Source organism: Ottowia oryzae (genome assembly GCF_003008535.1).
Taxonomy (GTDB): Bacteria; Pseudomonadota; Gammaproteobacteria; order Burkholderiales; family Burkholderiaceae_C; genus Ottowia; species Ottowia oryzae.
On the sequence record NZ_CP027666.1, the window covers coordinates 2869391 to 2887171 of the forward strand.

The window sequence follows — 17781 nt, forward strand, 5'->3', positions numbered from 1 at the left end:
GCGGTATGTCATCTCTTCAATCTCTCGATATCGCCAAGCGTTCGGCGACGACCACGCCGTCGCCCGACGCGCGGCACCGCATTCCGGAAGTCGCCAAGCTGATCGACGTGTCCAGCTGCATCGGCTGTAAGGCCTGCCAAGTGGCGTGCATGGAATGGAACGACCTGCGCGACGAGGTCGGCACCTGCCACGGCACCTACGACAACCCGGTGGACCTCACCCCGCAGTCCTGGACGGTGATGAAGTTCTCGGAGGTGGAAGTCACCCCCGGCCGCCTGGAATGGCTGATCCGCAAGGACGGCTGCATGCACTGCGAAGACCCGGGCTGCCTGAAGGCCTGCCCTTCGCCCGGCGCCATCGTCAAGTACGCCAACGGCATCGTCGACTTCATCAGCGAGCACTGCATCGGCTGCGGCTACTGCGTCAAGGGCTGCCCCTTTGACGTGCCCCGCATCAGCGAGCGCGACCACAAGGCGTACAAGTGCTCCTTGTGCGCCGACCGCGTGGCCGACAGCCAGGAACCCGCCTGCGCCAAGGCTTGCCCCACGGGCGCCATCCGCTTTGGCAGCAAGGAAGACATGCTGGAGTTTGGCGCGGGCCGCGTCACCGAGCTGAAAACGCGCGGCTACGACCAAGCTTCCGTCTACAACCCCGAAGGCGTGGGCGGCACGCACGTCATGTACGTCCTGCAGCACGGCGACAAGCCCGAGCTGTACGCCGACCTGCCCAAGAACCCATCCATCAGCCCCATGGTGGCGGTGTGGAAGGGCCTGGCCAAGCCGGTCGCGCTGGCCACCATGGTGGGCGCTGCACTGGTGGGTTTCTTCCACCACATGAAGCAAGGCCCGCTCGAAGTGCCCGAAAACGAGGACGATTACGTGCCGGACGACCAGCCGAACGTGATCGAACTGGACGGCACCCGCGTGCACCAGCACGCCGAGTCTCATCCTGAAGGGGAAGTGCGATGAAGAAGGTCTATCTCCAGCGCTATTCCGACAACCAGCGCATTACCCACTGGCTGGTGGTGGTGCTTTTCGGCATGGCTGGCTTTTCCGGCCTGGCGCTTTTCCACCCCAACCTGTTCTTTTTGACGCAGTTCTTCGGGGGCCCGCAGTGGGCGCGCATCGTGCACCCGTACTTCGGTATCGGCGTGTTCCTGCTGTTCCTGATCATGTTCGTCATGTTCGTGGGGGCCAACCTGTGGCGCCGCAGCGATACGCAGTGGGTGAAGGACGCGCCCAGCCTGGTGCTGGACAACGACGAGTCGAAGATGCCGCCCGTGGGCAAGTACAACGCCGGTCAAAAGCTGGTGTTCTGGTCGATGACGGTCTGCCTGCTGGTCTTGCTGTGCACCGGCGTGCTGTTCTGGCAGCCGTGGTTTGGCGAAACCGTGCCGATTCCGGTGCAGCGCGTGGCGGTTCTGCTGCACTCGGTGGCGGCGTTCGTCATGTCGCTGACGGCCGTGGTGCACATCTATGCGGCCATCTGGGTCAAAGGCACGCTGCGCGCCATGACGCAGGGCACCGTATCGTCGGGCTGGGCCAAGCGGCACCACCTGCTGTGGTACCGCGAGAAGGTGCAGCAAGCCAGCGATTCGACGCCCAATGGGGCTGATGGCATCGGCCAGCCACGCTGATTGCTAGTTTTTTCATAGCTGCCAGCGCTTGCAGGACAAGCGCTGGCAGCCATTTTTATTTGTAATGTCGATTACCAGCCGACTGCGGTCCCCCGAAGAGATCGCCCTTAACGCAGGCATGGAAGTGCCGCGCCTGCTGCTGCCCAAGGCGGACGTCTTTGCCGAACAGGCCCTGCGCCTGCGCCAGCTGGCCGCCAACCACCCCATGCGCGACTACCTGATGCTGATGGCCGTGGTGGCCGAAGCCCAGTCAGCGCAGTTGCCCACCTACCCGGAACCTGCGCTGCCCACCGCCGCGCAGGCCGATACCGCTTCGCAGCAAGGCGTACCGTTGCTCGACGCCGCCACCTGGCCGCGCGAAGCGTTCTGGCGCGACCAGTGGCGCACGCTGATGCGCGACGTGCTGGCCAAGCTGCCCGCCGACAGCCCGGCACGCGCGGGCGTCAGCGCCGCATTGGCCGTGGACGACGCCACGCTCGACCAACAAGCCGCCCGCCTGCTGACGGGCGTGTCGCTCGGGCTGGACATGGGCCTGGCCCCGCTGCTGGCCGCGGGGCTGCAGCTGTACTTCACGCACCTGGTCATGGCCACGCAGGCGGCCATGACCAGCGCTTTCGGCTACACGCAGGACGAAGGGCGCTGCCCCTGCTGCGGCAGCCTGCCGGTGGCCAGCGTGACGCGCATCGGCGGCACGTCGGAAGGCTACCGCTACCTGCACTGCACGCTGTGCAACGCCGAATGGCACGTGGTGCGCGTGAAATGCGTGCACTGCAGCCAAACGGGCAGCGTGCGCTTCCGTTCGCTTGAATCGGTGGCGGGCGACGCGCCATTGCCCGCCGGCAAGCGGCCCGTCATCCAGGCCGAAACGTGCGATACCTGCTGGCACTACCTTAAGATCATGCACATGACTCAGGACGCCCAGGTGAACCCCGTCGCCGACGATCTGGCCACGCTGACGCTGGATCTGCTGGTGTCCGACGCCGGTTACGCCCGCCACGGCGTCAACCTGCTGCTGCTGTTCGGCGAGCCCGATGACGAAGGCGCCGCGCCGCCGCCAAGCCAGGGGCCACACTGATGCCCCGGCCCCCAGAATCCGTGGTCCACGGTTCGCAGGCCCCTCAGACAGCCTCCAACCACCCCGTTCCCACCGCCCTGCCCCAGCAGCTGCCTGCGCTGGACAAGTTGCTGCGCCTGCCCAGCGCGGCGGCCGCCGTCGCGGCACATGGCCACACCCTCGTGGCCGATACCGGCCGCGTACTTCTCGCTGATCTGCGCGCACAGGCCCTGGCCGGCACCCTGCCCCTGGACGCCGTCGCCCCCGCCGCCCTGGCCGACGCGCTGCAGCAGCGGCTGGCTTCCCGCCTGGCGCCGCGCATGCAGCGGGTGCTGAACCTCACCGGCACCGTCATCCACACCAACCTGGGGCGCGCGCTGCTGGCCGACGCGGCGCTGGCGCACGTGCAGGCCATGATGGCCGGGCCCAACAACCTGGAATACGACCTGGCCACCGGCAGCCGCGGCGACCGCGACAGCATCGTCGAAGGCCTGCTGTGCGAGCTGACGGGCGCCGAGGCCGCCACCGTCGTCAACAACAACGCCGCCGCCGTGCTGCTGACCCTGGCCGCCCTGGCGCGGGGCAAGGAAGTGATCGTCTCGCGCGGCGAACTGGTTGAGATCGGCGGCGCCTTCCGCATGCCCGACGTGATGGAAAGCGCCGGCGCCAAGCTGGTCGAGGTGGGCACCACCAACCGCACGCACCCCGCCGACTACGAGCGCGCCATCACCGACCAAACCGCCCTGCTGATGAAGGTGCACACCAGCAACTACCAGGTGCAGGGCTTCACCAGCGCGGTGGATGAAGCCACCTTGGCGGGCATCGCGCGCTCGCGCGGGCTACCGCTGGCCACTGATCTGGGCGCTGGCGCGCTGATCGACATGGCCGCCTACGGCCTGCCGCGCGAGCCCACACCACAGGAAATGCTGCGCGCCGGCTGCGGCGTGGTCACCTTCAGCGGCGACAAGCTGCTGGGTGGGCCGCAGGCGGGCTTGATCGTGGGCAGCAACGAGCTGATCGCCCGCATCCGCAAATTCCCCATGAAGCGCGCCCTGCGCATGAGCAAGCTGCCCCTGGCCGCGCTGGAGGCCACGCTGATGCTCTACCAGCAGCCCGAGCACCTGGCCCAGGCGCTGCCCACGCTGCGCCTGCTGACGCGCCCGCTGGCCGACATTCAGGCCACCGCGCAGGCCGTGCTGGCCGCACTGGGCCCCGCGCTGGCGCCGCGCTACGGCGTGGAAGTGGTGGCGCTGCAAGGGCAGATTGGCTCTGGCTCGCTGCCGGTCGAGCGCCTGCCCTCGGCGGGCGTGGCCATCGCCCCGGTTGATGCGCCCCGCAGCGGCCGTGCGTTGGATGCGCTGGCCACGGCGCTGCGCCAGTTGCCCCTGCCGGTGGTCGGCCGCATCGCCGACGGGCGGCTGATCCTGGACTGCCGCTGCCTCGAAGAGGCCAGCAGCCTCACACAACAAATACCGTTCTTGCGCCCGTAAACACAGGCTTTTCTGCTATTTAAACAGGAGGAATAAATGACCATCGACCGTCGCCACTTCATCGCAGGCGTGGCCAGCACCGCCGCCCTGGCGGGCTGCGCCACCACCCCGGCCGGCAGCGCCGCCCCCAGCGTGGCGGGCCTGCAGGCCGCACCCATGCCCGCGTTCATCGGCCAGCCCACCCAAAAACTGATGCCCAAGGGCAAGGCCCCGCGCGTGGTGATCTGCGGCGGCGGCTGGGGCGGGCTGACCACCGCCGCCAACCTGCGCAAGCTGGCGCCGCAGGTGGAAGTGGTGCTGATCGACCGCAACCCCAACTTCTTCTCCAGCCCCCTGTCCAACATGTGGCTGGTCGGCATGCTGGATGGCGAGTTGCTCAGCCACGACTACCAGCGCGCCTCGCAGCAGCTGGGCTGGCACTTCGTGCAGGCCGAGGTGGAAGGCGTTGACCGCGCCCAGCGCAGCGTGACCACCAGCATCGGCACGCTGGACTACGACTGGCTGGTGCTGGCGCCCGGCATTCGCTACAACTACGAAGCCTGGTTCGGCAACGACCGCCGCGCCGCCGACGCCGCGCGCCAGCGCTTTCCCAGCGCCTACGCCAGCAACAGCGAGTTTTTGACCATCAAGCGTTCGCTGCAGGCCTTCAAGGGCGGCGAACTGGTGATGACCCTGCCCCCGCCCCCGCAGCGCTGCCCGCCCAGCCCGTACGAGCGCGCCTGCCTGATCGGCTGGTACCTCAAGACCAACAAGATCAAGGGCCACGTCACCATCCTGGACCACAAGCCCGGCATCATGCCGATTGGTGGCGGCTATAAGGCCGCGTTCGAGCAGCTGTACAAGGACTACATCACCTACGTGCCCAACGCGCACGTGCAAGAGGTGGACCCCTTCAACAAGCGCATCCGCACCGCCGCGGGCGACCAGAAGTTCGACCACGCCATCCTGATGGCGCCGCATCAGGCGGGCGATCTGGCCTGGCTGGCCGGCACCGTCAGCGCCAACAGCAACGGCTGGGCCGAGGTGGATCAGCTGACCATGCAGGTCGCTGGCGACGAACGCGCCTTCGTCATCGGCGACGCGATCCAGGCCGTCTCCAGCCTGCCCTTCCGCTACTACCCCAAGAGCGCGCACATCGCCAACCGCCTGGGCCGCATCGTCGCCTACCAGATCAGCGAGCGGCTGGCGGGCCGCACGCCCGAAAAACGCCTGCCAGACAACCTGTGCTACATGGTGGTCAACGGCTCACCCGGCGAGGCGCTGAACGTGCAGTTCGACTACGACTTCGACAGTGAAGGTCGCATCCGTCAGGTACAGCGTGACTTCAACGAGCGCACGGTCTCGCTCTACAAGGACGATTTCCGCTGGGCGGATTTCATGTTCACTGAACTGTTCGGCGGCATCGCGCCGCCCGTGCTGCCCTACCCGCAGTACCGCGCGGCCTGACGCCGTTGCGGCCCGCCGCCCGCGCCCCGCAGGCAGGCGCGGTGCGGCGCGGTTAAGCTCGCGCCATGATCATTGGTACCGCAGGCCACATCGACCATGGCAAGAGCACGTTGGTGCGCGCCCTCACCGGCGTAGACACCGACCGCCTGCCCGAAGAAAAAAAGCGCGGCATCAGCATTGAGCTGGGCTATGCCTTCCTGGATGTCGAAGGCAGCGACGCGCGCGTGGGCTTCATCGACGTGCCCGGCCACGAAAGGCTGGTGCACACCATGGTGGCCGGCGCCAGCGGCATCGACATGGCCTTGTTGCTGGTGGCGGCCGACGACGGCCCCATGCCGCAAACACTGGAACACCTGGCCGTACTGAGCCTGCTGGGCATCCGCCGCGGCGTGGTCGCCATCACCAAGGCCGACCGCGCATCGCCCGAGCGCATCGCCGAAGTCCGCGCCGAAATGGCCGCCCTGCTGGCGCCCACGCCGCTGTCGGGCGCGCCCATCCTCGCCGTATCGGCACAAACGGGCGAAGGCGTTGACGCGCTGAAAGCTATCATTTTGGAAGCTGCCCGTGCTGATGCAGCGGGCGCTGAAGGCGGTTTTGACCACAAAGCCTTTCGCCTGGCCATCGACCGCAGCTTCACCCTGGCCGGCACGGGCACCGTGGTCACCGGCACCATCCACGCGGGCCAGGTGCGCGTGGGCGACGAACTGGCCGTGCTGCCCACGCCCAGCGGGCAGCCCGTCCTCACCCGCGCGCGCAGCCTGCACGCGCAAAACCGCGCCGTGGAGGCCGCGCAGGCCGGCCAGCGCTGCGCCGTGGCGCTGCCCGGTATCGCCAAGAACGACGTCGAACGCGGCCAGTGGCTGTGCGACCCGGCCATCGCGCTGCAAACCCACCGCATCGACGTGCAGCTGACGCTGTGGCATGGCGAAGCCAAGGCGATGAAATCGGGCGCGCGCGTGCTCGTACACATCGGTGCGGCCCACGTCGCCGCCAGCGTGGCGCTGCTGGATGTCGACGTGCTCGCGCCCGGCGAATCGGCCCTGGCCCAGCTCGTGCTGCACGCCCCGGTGGGCGCATGGCATGGCGAACGCGTGCTGCTGCGCGACGCCGCCGCCAGCCGCACCGTGGCCGGCGGCACCGTGCTCGACCCCTTTGCGCCCACGCGCTACCGCCGCACGCCCCAGCGCCTGGCCGAGCTGCGCGCGCTGACCCTGCCGACCGCGCCTGAGCGCTTGGCCGGCCTGCTGGCCGTGGCGCCCTACGGCGTGGACGTGGCCCGCTTCGCCGCCGCGCAAGGCTTGGCCAGCCTGACGCCAGATTCAGTACCCAACAAGGCGCTGGCGCAGGCAGGGCTTGCGCTGGGCGCTACACAAACCGAAGCATTTGAGCAGGCCGCCCTGGCCGCGTTGGCCGCCTTTCACGACAAGCAGCCCGACGAACTCGGCCCCGACACCGCGCGCCTGCGCCGCCTGGCCGCGCCGCGCCTGCCCGCGCCGCTGTGGCAGACGCTGCTGGCCCGTTTGGCCGCCGACGGCCGCCTGGGCCTGCGCGGCGCCGTCGCCCACCTGCCCAGCCACGGCGCGCAACTGACGGCGCAAGAAACCCGCATCGCCCAAAAAGTGGCGCCCGGCCTGGCCGCCGCCGGTTTTGAAGGCGCCTGGGTGCGCGACCTGGCCAAGGGCGCGGGCGAAAGCGAAGCGCTGGTGCGCATCACGCTGGCACGCCTGGCACGCCAGGGCGATCTGCACCAAACGGTGAAAGACCTGTACTACGCGCCCGCCACCATGGCGCGCCTGGCGGCCATCGCGCGCGAGGTGGGCTCGGAACATGACGGCGACGTGCTGGCCGCGCAGTTCCGCGACGCCACCGGCCTGGGCCGCAAGCGCGCCATCCAGATCCTGGAGTACTTCGACCGCATCGGCCTGACCCGCCGCGTGGGCGATCTGCACAAGCTGCGGGCGGAATCGACGCTGTTCATCGAATGACCAAGCGCCGCCCTATCTGCCGATGATCCGGCCAAGACTGTGCATGCCACCCGAGCCATTCCGCGAACAGATGGCGTGAATTCGCCCCGCGCCATGGGCGCGCCGCGTCGATCGGGTTCAGATACAGGCACAATCACGGCCCTGGCTTCGGCGGGGCCACCTGCGTCAGCCACCGCTCCATCCAGCCAACGCCGTGCTCGGGCATGCACCGAGCACTGGCGTTGTCCCCCCTCCCGCAGAGAGAGGGGGAAGGCGCCCAAGGCGCCTCAGGGGGGAGTTCTCAATTCGGAAGGGCAACCATCCTGGTGGGTGGGCCGGGCTTCAAACCCGGTGGGTGACGCCATGCGTCGCCGGGTGGGTTCGACTCCCATGCCCTTCCGCCAAACAGCCTTGTGCGACAACGCTTTGCGCTACTTCCGGCGCGGCTTGGGGATAAGCCGGGGCTAGCGCCCGGCTACTGCCTCAATCGGCGCCGAAGCTTCTGGCAAGCAGCATCGCCCCCGCTGTCGCCAGCGACTCAATGCTTGACCGGAATCGGCGTCGCCCGGTCGATCGGCACGGCCGTCACGCCGTTTTGGGGCGATCCTTCGATCAGCTTGTCGGAGTACGTCAGGTACACCAGCGTGTTGCGCGGTGCGTCCACCATGCGCACCACGCGCAGGCGCTTGAACAGCACCGACATGCGTTCAGAGAACACCTCGTCTTCCTTGGGCAGCGGCTGCTTGAAGCGCACCGGCGCCACCTGGCGGCAGGCGATCGAGGCTTCGGCGCGGTCTTCGGCCAGGCCCAGGCCGCCCTTGATGCCGCCGGTTTTCGCGCGCGAGACGTAGCAGGTCACGCCTTCGACCTGCGGGTCGTCGTAGGCTTCGACCACGATCTTGTGGTTGGGGCCAATCCATTGGAAGGCGGTGCTGACGTCGCCGATCTGCTGGGCCTGCGCGGCGCCGGCCAGCGTGCCCAGCAGGCAGACCAAGGCGCGGCGGATGGTGGGTTGGGTCATCGCAAAATCTCACTGAAAGTGGCAATTGGCGCAAGTGTAGCGGGCGCAGGCAGCTATCATTTCAGAAGCATTCACCCCGCTGCCACAATACAGCCATGAGCATGTTGCCGCCCCTGCAAGACCCGCCCGATTGGCTGTACCTGGTGCCCCAGCAGGTCTGGGCGCGGCCCGAGGGCGATGGCACGGCCACGGTGGGCATCACGCAGCTGGGCATTCACCTGTCGGGCGAGGTGTACATGTGCCGCGCCAAGCGCGTGGGCACCGAGCTGGCGCAGGGCGAGACGATGGCGGTGGTGGAGCTGTCCAAATCCGTGGTGGCGGTGAAAACGCCCGTCAGCGGCACCGTGGTGCAAGTCAACGAAGCGCTGGAAGACCGGCCCGAGCTGGTGCACCGCGACCCGTACGGCGCCGGCTGGATTGCGCGGCTGCGCCTGACCGATCTGGCGCGTGACATGGCCGATCTGGTGACCGGCGACGCCGTGGCCCCCGCCATGGCCCACCACGCCTGGTTGAACCGGCTGGCGCTGGTGCCCGCCACCACGCCCGGCGCGGCGCCGTCGGCGGGCCCGCAGAACGACAGTGACAGTGACAGTGACAGTGACAGTGACAGTGACAGTGACAGTGACAGTGACAGTGACAGTGACAGCGACAGCGACAGCGGCAGCGCGCCATGAGCTACGCCGAGCACAGCGCCGAAGGCGTGGCGATTCTGCTGTGGGCCACCGACCCCAGCGCGCCGGAGCGGCTGGCCACGCCCTTCTTTCACGCCGCCGCCGCTGCGGCCATGGACGCACCGGTGGAGATTTATTTCACCGCCGCCAGCGTGCAGCTGCTGGCCCCCGGCGTGGCCGCCGCGCTGCGCGCCAGCCCGCGCATCGACAAGACCGTGCTGGCCCACATGCAGGACGCGGCCGGCCACGGCGCGCGCTTTTTCGCCTGCACCGACGCGCTTATCGCGCAGGGCCTGGACGGCGTGACGCTGATTCCCGAATACACCGGGCGCGGCGGCGCGGTGCAGTTCATGGCCCGCGCGCTGGATTTGCGCTGGCGCACGCTGGTGTTCTAAAAACGAGCTGATTGCGCAGCGGGCCAAGCGCGCCCGCGCTCACCCTCGCCCTCACCCGCCCGTCCGCTGCATGGCGAATCCTGCAAGCCCCGGCGTGACAGCCACGCTGGGCGCACCGGCCTAGAATGGCCGCTTTCCCGGAAGAACCGGCTGGCCACGGGCCATGAAAGGCTTTCATTCTTGACATCCACAGGGGTGAAGATGAGCGACCCTTTCATTTTTCTCAGCCCGGAGATCACCCGGGCCCACGCGCTGACACTGAAGGACTGGCTGGCCGACGAGGCCGTCACCCGCTACCTGAGCGATTCGCGCGATGTCTCGCGCAGCATCGCCCAAATGGTCGAGCGCGTTCATCTGCCCACGCTCACGCACCTGTTCAACCAGGGCGGCCGCTTTTTCATGGCCTGCGACCGGCACGACACGCCCGTGGGCTTTGTGCGGCTGGTCAAGAGCGACCGCCGCTGCGAAATCGTACTGGTGATTGGCGAGCGCGACAACTGGGGCCGCAAGCTGGGCGCCAGCGCGATCCGTGAAGGCATGAAGCTGGCCTTCTTCGAGATGCGCGCCGATGAGCTGGTGGCCAAGATCCATTCGGCCAATGCGCGGTCGCTCAAAGCCTTCGAGCGCAGCGGCTTCGTGCTGGACAGCGAAACGCCGACGACGAAATCCTTCGTCATGCCCTCGCAGCGCTACCTGCGCCTGCTGCGCGAAAGCCCCGCGCCGCACACCCGCGCGATCTGCATCACCGAGCTGGACAAGACGCGGCTGCAAAGCCTGGTCGAGTACTGGGATGGCCCCGACGCTTTCGAGCTGGAGCACGAGGTGGAACGCGCCACCATCGTCGATCCGCGGCAGGTGGGCGACGACGTGGTGACGATGAATTCCAAGGCCTTGCTGCAGGTGGACGACGAAGAGCGGGAAGTGGCGCTGGTGTACCCCGACGACGCGGACAGCAGCGCCGACAAGGTGTCGGTGGCCTCGGGCATCGGCACCGCCATCCTGGGCTACAAGGAGGGCGACGCCTTCAACTGGCGCATCCCCAACCGCACCTGCCACATCCGCATCCGCAAGGTGCTGTACCAGCCGGAGGCGGCGGGCGACTTTCATCTGTAGGCGGGCGCGGCGCGGGGATGACCGGCGGCGGCACTCGGTCGCACTTGATCGCACTTGATCGCACTTGTGGCACGCGATCAACCCCGATCGCATTGGTCGAACGCCGTCGAATTGGGCCACATAGCGCCGCACCATCGGTCACTGTGCAACGGTTGGCACACGGCGACCATCGCGCGTATTCATAACGAAATCGGCCTCCAGCGCTGACTTCACCAGCGCTGGCAGCTATCTTTATGAAAGCACTGGAGGGATGCCAATCGACACATCCATTCCACCCGATGCACCCGTCGGCACGCATGCGAAGCGCACCCCATGCGCACCAGGCGCTCACGCAAGTCGCTTTCACGCACGCCAGCGCCGCCGCGCCCAGTCGCCCTTGCGACGCATTCGGCCGCACTGTCACAGCGCCGGGGTGGTGCGATGCCGCCACCCTGGTTAGGGTATGCCCACGTCCACCTCCCAACGCAGGCCCGCCCATGACCGCCATCGACTTTCTGATCCGTGAGCAAGACTTTTCCGAGCTGCGCGCGCGGCCCGGCGTGGCGCTGCCGCTGGCGCCCGGCCAGGTGCGCGTGGCGGTGGATCTGTTTTCGCTCTCGGCCAACAACATCACCTACGCCGCGTTTGGCGATGCGGGCAGCTACTGGCGCTTCTTCCCCAGCGGCGAAGCCGGCTGGGGCATCGTGCCCGTGTGGGGCTTCGCCACCGTCACCGAATCCACGCACGACGGCGTGGCAGTGGGCGAGCGGCTGTACGGCTTCTGGCCCATGGCTTCGCACGCGGTGATGACGCCGGGCCGCGTTTCGCCACTGCGCATGGTGGACGCCGCACCGCACCGCGCCGAGCTGCCTGCCGCCTACAACGCCTATTTCCGCTGCGCGGCCGATCCGCAGTACACCGCCGACAGCGAAGCCGTGCAGGCCGTGCTGCGGCCCTTGTTCATCACCTCGTGGCTGGTGGCCGACTTTCAGATCGACAACGACTGCTTTGGCGCGCTGTGGGAAGGCCAGGCCACGGTGCCGCTGTCCAGCGCGTCCAGCAAGACGGCGTACGGCACGGCGTTTTGCCTGGCGCAGCAGCCGAACGTGCGGGTGGTCGGCCTCACCTCGCCACGCAACCGCGCGTTCTGCCAGCGGCTGGGCTGCTACGACGAGGTGCTGGCCTACGACGAGCTGGCCGCGCTGCCGCCCGACCTGCCGCTGGTCTACGTCGACTTCACGGGCGATGCCGCGGTGACGCGCGCCGTGCATGAGCACCTGCAGGGCCTGCGCCACAGCCTGAGCGTGGGCTACACCCGCCTGGATCGGCCCAGCACCCTGTCCGTCGCGCCTCTGCCCGGGCCGCCCGTCACCGTGTTCTTTGCGCCCGCCCAGATCAAGAAGCGCACCAAGGAATGGGGGCACGAGGCCTTCACCCAGCGCATGGCGGACGTGTGGCACGCCTTCCGCCAGCAGGTGGGCGCGCCACCGCAGCCGTGGCTGTCGATTCAAGAGCACCGCGGCGCCGACGCGGTGGCGCAGATCTGGGGCCAGCTGCTGGTGGGCCAGGCACGGCCGGACGACGGGCACGTGGTGCGCCTGGGTTGACTGCGCGCAGTTGGCGCAGCCCGGCGGCGGCAACTTCGCGGTGCGCCAGCGCTGCAGCCGCAGTTTGGCCGGCGCCCGAATTAGATCGGATAGAAAAACGGCTCTAGCGCAGGCTGCACCAGCGCCAGCAGCTATTCTTTTAGAAGCAAATGCCTGAGGACTGAGGTGTGGCTCGCAGCGCCCGGCGTGGGCCACACTCGCCACCCCCAACCGCACCGCACCGCACCGCACCGGCGACGCGTGCCAGCCCCCAGCGGCGCCCTGCCCGCCCTGCCCGCGCCTACCCCTCCTGCGCGCTGCGCCGGTCGGGCGGTGCCATGCCCGCTTGCTGCGCGGCCAGCTGCGCCGTCAGGCCGCGCATGTCGGCGCCGCCCGGCGCCTGGAACACGCGCAGGCCGAACTCCGGCAGGATGGCCAGCAGGTGGTCGAACAGGTCGCCCTGAATCGCCTCGTACTCCACCCAGCGCGTGGTGGTGGTAAAGCAGTACAGCTCCATGGGCACGCCCTCGGCGGTGGGCTGCATCATGCGCACCATCAGCGTCATGTCTTTGTGGATGCTGCTGTTGGCTTGCAGGTAGGCGTTGGTGTAGGCGCGGAAGGTGCCCAGGTTGGTCAGGCGCCGCTGGTTGGCGGGCACGCGCGCCAGGGCTTCGCCCAGTTCGCTGGCCTTCATGCTGCGCGAGACTTTCACCGCGCTGGCCTTTTCGCGCACGTAATCGGCGATCAGCTCGACCTCGCTCAGCCGGTCGATCTCTTCGTCGTCCAGAAAGCGGATGCTGCCCGCGTCGATCATCAGCGTGCGCTTGATGCGCCGCCCGCCCGATTCGCTCATGCCGCGCCAGTTCTTGAAGCTCTCGCTCATCAGCTTCCAGGTGGGAATGGTGACGATGGTCTTGTCCCAGTTCTGCACCTTTACCGTGTTCAGCGCGATGTCGATCACATCGCCGTCGGCCCCGGCCTGCGGCATCTCGATCCAGTCGCCCACGCGCAGCATGTCGTTGCCTTCGATCTGCAAGCCCGCGGCAAACGACTTGATGGTGTCCTGAAACACCAGCATCAGCACCGCCGACATGGCGCCAAAGCCCGACAGCACGATCAGCGGCGATTTGTCGGCCAGCGCGGCGATCATCACCACCACCGCGGCGGCGCCCACCACCAACTGCCCCAGCTGGATGTACGACTTGATCGAGCGCGACCGCTCGGTGCCCTCGGCCAGCGCGCGCTGCTGGTGCACGGTTTGCGTGACGCTGAGCACCTCGATCAGCGTGCGTGCGATGCACAGCACCGTCAGCGCCGCGGCCACGTTCTGCACCACCGTGACCAGCGTGGGCGGCAGGTGCTCCACCAGGCCAATGCCCAGCTGGATGACCAGCGTGGGCACGATCTGCGCGGCGCGGCTGAGCACGCCAGGGTTGAGCAGCACCGCCACCACGCCCGGCTGGGTGTGCGCCGCCAAGCGCGCCAGGCCGCGCGCCAGCACCTGCCGCGCCAGCCACTGCGCCACCCACGCGACGAGCAGCAGGCCCAGCACGCCCAGGGTAGCCTGAGCCCAGGGCTGGTCCAATGAAAATGGGGGAAGTTGGTCCATTCGAATGCCTCCTCGGATCATTCTGGGCGCCGAGTGTGACGGCCGCCCATGTCTTGAGGTGCGGGCGGCCCACTGTTGGCAGGCCAGCGCACGCACCGCGAAAGACTGATGGAGGATGAGGGGCCGGATTGGTTCCCCGCGCAGCACCGGCTAGCGCTGGCAGCTATCTATGTAATAGCAGAAGGATCGCGGCAAATGGGCTGCAACCGGGCGACAACTGGCCGCAGCGGGGCCGCAACTGAGTGTTAGCGGCGTGGCGCCAAAGCGGTGAAGAAGGATGGCCGCACGGCCGCAAGTGCATGAATCACTGGCCGCGCCGCCAAGCGCACGGTGGCCAGCGGCGGTGCGCCCGGGCGCTGCGCGGACGTGCCGCAGCGCCCTCAGGCCACCGCGCCGACGATCACACGTCGATGGCTTCGGCCGAGCCGGCCTGCTTGCGCAGCTCGAACTTCTGGATCTTGCCGGTGCTGGTCTTGGGCAGCTCGCCAAAGACGATGGCGCGCGGCACCTTGAAGCCGGCCAGGTGCTGCTTGCAGTGCGCCACGATGTCGGCGGCGGTCACTTCGGCGCCGGGCTTGAGCTCCACAAACGCGCACGGCGTTTCGCCCCACTTCGGGTCGGGCTTGGCCACCACGGCCGCCGCCATGACCGCCGGGTGGCGGTACAGCACGTCTTCCACCTCGATGGACGAAATGTTTTCGCCGCCCGAGATGATGATGTCCTTGCTGCGGTCCTTGATCTTGATGTAGCCGTCGGGGTACTGCACGGCCAGGTCGCCGCTGTGGAACCAGCCGCCGGCGAAGGCCTCGTCCGTCGCCTTGGGGTTCTTCAGGTAGCCCTTCATCGCGATGTTGCCGCGGAACATGATTTCGCCCATGGTTTCTCCGTCCATCGGCACGGGCTGCATCGTCTCGGGGTTGATCACGCGGGCGTCGCGCTGCAGGTGATAGCGCACGCCCTGGCGCGCGTTCAGTCGCGCGCGCTCGCCAATGTCCAGCGCGGCCCAGCTGTCTTGCTTGGCGCACACGGTGGCGGGGCCGTACACCTCGGTCAGGCCGTACACGTGGGTCAGATCGAACCCCATTTCTTCCATGCCTTCGATCATCGAAGCCGGTGGCGCTGCACCGGCCACCATGCATTTCACGCCGCGCGGCACGCCTTCCTTCAACTCGGCCGGCGCGTTGACCAGCAAGCCGTGCACGATGGGCGCGCCGCAGTAGTGCGTGACGCCGTGCTGGCGGATGGCGTCGAAGATGGCTTTGGCCTCCACGCGGCGCAAGCACACGTTGACGCCCGCGCGCGCGGCCACCGTCCACGGAAAGCACCAGCCATTGCAGTGGAACATGGGCAGCGTCCACAGATACACCGCGTGCTTGGGCATGTCCCATTCCAGCACGTTGCTGACGGCGTTGGTGGCCGCGCCCCGGTGGTGGTAGACCACGCCCTTGGGGTTGCCCGTGGTGCCGCTGGTGTAGTTCAGCGCGATGGCGTCCCACTCATCAGCGGGCAGGTGCCATTCGAAGTCGGGGTCGCCGGTGGCGACAAACGCGTCGTAGGTGGTGCTGCCCAGCTTCTCGCCTTCGCCGTACAGCGCGTCTTCCACGTCGATCACCAGCAGCGGCGCCTTGGACTGGCGCAGCGGCAGCGCCTTCTTGACGATGCTGGCGAATTCCGGGTCGACGATCAGGGCCTTGGCCTCACCATGGTCCAACATAAAGGCCACCGCCTCCGGGTCGAGCCGGGTGTTCAGGGTATTGAGCACCGCACCGGCCATCGGCACACCGAAATGCGCCTCCACCATCGGCGGCGTGTTGGGCAGCATGACGGCCACGGTGTCGTTCTTGCGGATACCGGCCTTTTGCAGCGCGCTGGCCAGCTGGCGGGTGCGCGCGTACGTCTCGGCCCAGCTGCGGCGCAGCGCGCCATGCACGATGGCCAGGTGGTTGGGATAGACCTCCGCGGTGCGCTGGATGAAGACCAGCGGCGTCATCGGCGCGTAGTTGGCGGGGGTGCGCGGCAGGTCGGTGTCGTAGATGCTGGCCACGGGATTCTCCTCCGTCGTTCGGGCAGGGGGCGGCGCTCGGGCGCCTTCGTGTTTGTACGGCTCATTCCATCATAGCCAGCGACGCCCACACCGGCCTGACATGGCGTCCCAAGCGTCTATAGCGCATATAGCGTCAGTAACACCCGGCGTAGACCCACCGCAAAGCCTACCGCAACCACTCTTGACACAATTCTTACAAAGGCTGGACAGCGTCCAGACGAGGGGTTCACAACTAGAGAGGTTCACGATGAAACGCAAGCCATTTCTTCCCACCACACTTGGCCTGGCCGCTGCCGCGTTGATCATGGGCTTGTCCTTGCCGGTGCAGTCCGCCAACGACGAACCCATCCAGCCGCTGCAGCCCGCCAAGGTGACCGATCCGGCCAAGGTCGAACTGGGCAAGAAGCTGTGGTTCGACCCCCGGCTGTCGCGCTCGGGCTTTATCTCTTGCAACTCGTGCCACAACCTCAGCATGGGCGGCAGCGACAACGTCGCCGCCTCGATTGGTGACCGTTGGCAAAAAGGCGGCATCAATTCGCCCACGGTGTTGAACTCGGGCCTGAGCATCGCCCAGTTCTGGGACGGCCGCGCCAAGGACTTGGCCGCCCAGGCTGGTGGCCCCATCGCCAACCCGATCGAGATGGCCTCCACGCACGACGCGGCCGTGGCCACGCTGCAGTCCATTCCCGGCTACGTGAAGGAATTCAAGAGCGTCTACAAGGTCGACGCGATCGACATCCAGCAGGTGACCGACGCCCTGGCCGCGTTCGAAGCCACGCTGGTCACGCCCAATTCGCGGTTTGACCAATGGCTCAAGGGCGACAAGAAAGCCATCACCGATGTTGAACTGAAGGGCTACCAGCTGTTCAAGTCGTCCGGCTGCGTGGCCTGCCACAACGGCCCGGCCGTGGGTGGCACCATGTTCATGAAGATGGGCGTGGTGGAGGAGTACAAGACCAACCACCCGGCTGAGGGCCGCTCTGCCGTCACCGGCAACGCCATTGACCGCTTCACCTTCAAGGTGCCCACGCTGCGCAACGTTGAGCTGACCTACCCGTACTTCCACGACGGCGCGGCCAAAACACTGACCGAGGCGGTGGACATCATGGGCCGGCTGCAGTTGGGGCGCGTGTACTCGAAAGAGGAAAACGCCCAGATCGTGGCCTTCCTGAAAACGCTGACGGGCGACCAGCCGAAGATCACGCTGCCGATCCTGCCGGTGTCGAGCGACGCCACCCCGCGCCCCGACCCCTTCGCGCCGATCGTCGTGCCGGGCAAGAAGTAAGCGCAGCGCGACCATGGCACAGCGCCCACCGCCTGATCTGGCCATGGTGCAGCGCCTGCGCAATGCAGGCCTGCAGCCCACGCGCCAGCGCCTGGCGGTGGCGCAGGTGATGCTGACGCGCCCCACGCACCTCACCGCAGATGAGGTGCTTAAACTGCTTCTGGAGCCTGCCAGCAGTGCGCCAGCAGCTATCAAAAACAAAGCGCCTGACGCCGACAGCCGGGCGCCGATTTCGCGCGCCACCGTCTACGCCACGCTGGCTCAGTTCGCGCAGGCAGGCTTGCTGCGCGAGCTGCACACCGGCACTGGCGCCGTGGTGTACGACAGCAATCCCACGCTGCACCCGCACTGGATCGACCTGGACAGCGGCCAGGCGCACGATCTGCCGCCCGAAGTCGCGCTGCGCGTGGACGGGCTGGACAAACTGCCCGCCGGCCTGCAGATCGAAGACGTGCAACTGATGCTGCGGGCGCGCCGCACCTGAAAAC

15 protein-coding genes and 1 tRNA gene are annotated in these 17781 nt (G+C 67.7%); 13 read left to right on the forward strand and 3 right to left on the reverse strand.

Annotated features, from left to right (window positions below):
* Window positions 1-5 precede the first annotated feature (5 nt).
* The 7 genes from fdxH (at window position 6) to C6570_RS13110 (ending at window position 7994) form a co-directional block, all read left to right on the forward strand.
* Entirely contained in the window at window positions 6-968 is a 963-nt protein-coding gene (gene fdxH, locus C6570_RS13080; RefSeq protein WP_106703610.1) for a formate dehydrogenase subunit beta, read from the forward strand.
* Window positions 965-1636 carry a formate dehydrogenase subunit gamma gene (locus tag C6570_RS13085; protein ID WP_106703611.1) on the forward strand — a complete coding sequence of 224 codons (672 nt, stop codon included), beginning with the start codon at window positions 965-967 and terminating at the stop codon, window positions 1634-1636. The genes fdxH and C6570_RS13085 overlap by 4 nt, the downstream gene beginning before the upstream one ends.
* Before the next feature lie 64 nt (window positions 1637-1700).
* Window positions 1701-2711: a formate dehydrogenase accessory protein FdhE gene (gene fdhE / locus C6570_RS13090; protein ID WP_106703612.1), complete on the forward strand. Its 1011-nt coding sequence runs from the start codon at window positions 1701-1703 to the stop codon at window positions 2709-2711.
* A complete protein-coding gene (gene selA, locus C6570_RS13095) occupies window positions 2711-4180 on the forward strand; it encodes an L-seryl-tRNA(Sec) selenium transferase (RefSeq protein ID WP_106703613.1) in 1470 nt (489 codons plus the stop codon). Before fdhE ends, selA begins: the two co-directional genes overlap by 1 nt.
* A 36-nt stretch (window positions 4181-4216) precedes the next feature.
* A complete protein-coding gene (locus C6570_RS13100) occupies window positions 4217-5626 on the forward strand; it encodes an FAD-dependent oxidoreductase (RefSeq protein ID WP_211297600.1) in 1410 nt (469 codons plus the stop codon).
* Between the two features lie 65 nt (window positions 5627-5691).
* Window positions 5692-7611 carry a selenocysteine-specific translation elongation factor gene (selB, locus tag C6570_RS13105; protein WP_106703614.1) on the forward strand — a complete coding sequence of 640 codons (1920 nt, stop codon included), beginning with the start codon at window positions 5692-5694 and terminating at the stop codon, window positions 7609-7611.
* 287 nt (window positions 7612-7898) lie between these two features.
* A tRNA-Sec gene (locus tag C6570_RS13110) sits at window positions 7899-7994 on the forward strand.
* Between the two features lie 134 nt (window positions 7995-8128).
* Here C6570_RS13110 and C6570_RS13115 read toward each other — a convergent pair.
* Window positions 8129-8611 carry a CreA family protein gene (locus tag C6570_RS13115; RefSeq protein ID WP_106703615.1) on the reverse strand — a complete coding sequence of 161 codons (483 nt, stop codon included), beginning with the start codon at window positions 8609-8611 and terminating at the stop codon, window positions 8129-8131.
* 95 nt (window positions 8612-8706) lie between these two features.
* On the opposite strand from C6570_RS13115, the gene C6570_RS13120 reads away from it, so the two are divergent.
* The 4 genes from C6570_RS13120 to C6570_RS13135 all read left to right on the forward strand — a co-directional run bounded on the left by C6570_RS13120 (window position 8707) and on the right by C6570_RS13135 (window position 12376).
* Window positions 8707-9285 carry a glycine cleavage system protein H gene (locus tag C6570_RS13120; RefSeq protein ID WP_245896191.1) on the forward strand — a complete coding sequence of 193 codons (579 nt, stop codon included), beginning with the start codon at window positions 8707-8709 and terminating at the stop codon, window positions 9283-9285.
* On the forward strand, window positions 9282-9677 hold the full coding sequence (locus C6570_RS13125; RefSeq protein ID WP_106703616.1) for a DsrE family protein: 396 nt from the start codon (window positions 9282-9284) through the stop codon (window positions 9675-9677). Before C6570_RS13120 ends, C6570_RS13125 begins: the two co-directional genes overlap by 4 nt.
* 201 nt (window positions 9678-9878) lie before the next feature.
* A complete protein-coding gene (locus tag C6570_RS13130) occupies window positions 9879-10790 on the forward strand; it encodes a bifunctional GNAT family N-acetyltransferase/nucleoside diphosphate kinase regulator (protein ID WP_106703617.1) in 912 nt (303 codons plus the stop codon).
* A gap of 476 nt (window positions 10791-11266) precedes the next feature.
* Window positions 11267-12376 (forward strand): DUF2855 family protein, encoded by a 1110-nt coding sequence (locus C6570_RS13135; RefSeq protein WP_106703618.1) that lies wholly within the window; start codon window positions 11267-11269, stop codon window positions 12374-12376.
* A gap of 280 nt (window positions 12377-12656) precedes the next feature.
* Here C6570_RS13135 and C6570_RS13140 read toward each other — a convergent pair whose 3' ends face one another.
* Together C6570_RS13140 and C6570_RS13145 are read right to left on the reverse strand one after the other, a co-directional pair.
* On the reverse strand, window positions 12657-13964 hold the full coding sequence (locus C6570_RS13140; protein WP_106703619.1) for a mechanosensitive ion channel family protein: 1308 nt from the start codon (window positions 13962-13964) through the stop codon (window positions 12657-12659).
* A 400-nt stretch (window positions 13965-14364) separates the two neighbouring features.
* Window positions 14365-16008 (reverse strand): acyl-CoA synthetase, encoded by a 1644-nt coding sequence (locus tag C6570_RS13145; RefSeq protein ID WP_106703620.1) that lies wholly within the window; start codon window positions 16006-16008, stop codon window positions 14365-14367.
* Between the two features lie 247 nt (window positions 16009-16255).
* Between C6570_RS13145 and C6570_RS13150 the strand changes: the two genes are divergently transcribed.
* Together C6570_RS13150 and C6570_RS13155 are read left to right on the forward strand one after the other, a co-directional pair.
* A complete protein-coding gene (locus C6570_RS13150) occupies window positions 16256-17293 on the forward strand; it encodes a cytochrome-c peroxidase (RefSeq protein ID WP_106703621.1) in 1038 nt (345 codons plus the stop codon).
* 13 nt (window positions 17294-17306) lie between these two features.
* Complete coding sequence (locus C6570_RS13155; RefSeq protein ID WP_106703622.1) at window positions 17307-17777, forward strand: Fur family transcriptional regulator; 471 nt, start codon at window positions 17307-17309, stop codon at window positions 17775-17777.
* The last annotated feature ends 4 nt before the right edge of the window (window positions 17778-17781 follow it).

Bases quoted from the DNA above. Each gene is read 5' to 3' on its own strand.
- C6570_RS13115 (WP_106703615.1), bottom strand. From the start codon at position 8,611: ATGACCCAACCCACCATCCGCCGCGCCTTGGTCTGCCTGCTGGGCACG.
- C6570_RS13120 (WP_245896191.1), top strand. From the start codon at position 8,707: ATGAGCATGTTGCCGCCCCTGCAAGACCCGCCCGATTGGCTGTACCTG.
- fdxH (WP_106703610.1), top strand. From the start codon at position 6: ATGTCATCTCTTCAATCTCTCGATATCGCCAAGCGTTCGGCGACGACC.
- selB (WP_106703614.1), top strand. From the start codon at position 5,692: ATGATCATTGGTACCGCAGGCCACATCGACCATGGCAAGAGCACGTTG.
- C6570_RS13135 (WP_106703618.1), top strand. From the start codon at position 11,267: ATGACCGCCATCGACTTTCTGATCCGTGAGCAAGACTTTTCCGAGCTG.
- C6570_RS13125 (WP_106703616.1), top strand. From the start codon at position 9,282: ATGAGCTACGCCGAGCACAGCGCCGAAGGCGTGGCGATTCTGCTGTGG.
- C6570_RS13085 (WP_106703611.1), top strand. From the start codon at position 965: ATGAAGAAGGTCTATCTCCAGCGCTATTCCGACAACCAGCGCATTACC.
- C6570_RS13140 (WP_106703619.1), bottom strand. From the start codon at position 13,964: ATGGACCAACTTCCCCCATTTTCATTGGACCAGCCCTGGGCTCAGGCT.
- C6570_RS13100 (WP_211297600.1), top strand. From the start codon at position 4,217: ATGACCATCGACCGTCGCCACTTCATCGCAGGCGTGGCCAGCACCGCC.
- C6570_RS13155 (WP_106703622.1), top strand. From the start codon at position 17,307: ATGGCACAGCGCCCACCGCCTGATCTGGCCATGGTGCAGCGCCTGCGC.
- C6570_RS13150 (WP_106703621.1), top strand. From the start codon at position 16,256: ATGAAACGCAAGCCATTTCTTCCCACCACACTTGGCCTGGCCGCTGCC.
- fdhE (WP_106703612.1), top strand. From the start codon at position 1,701: ATGTCGATTACCAGCCGACTGCGGTCCCCCGAAGAGATCGCCCTTAAC.
- selA (WP_106703613.1), top strand. From the start codon at position 2,711: ATGCCCCGGCCCCCAGAATCCGTGGTCCACGGTTCGCAGGCCCCTCAG.
- C6570_RS13130 (WP_106703617.1), top strand. From the start codon at position 9,879: ATGAGCGACCCTTTCATTTTTCTCAGCCCGGAGATCACCCGGGCCCAC.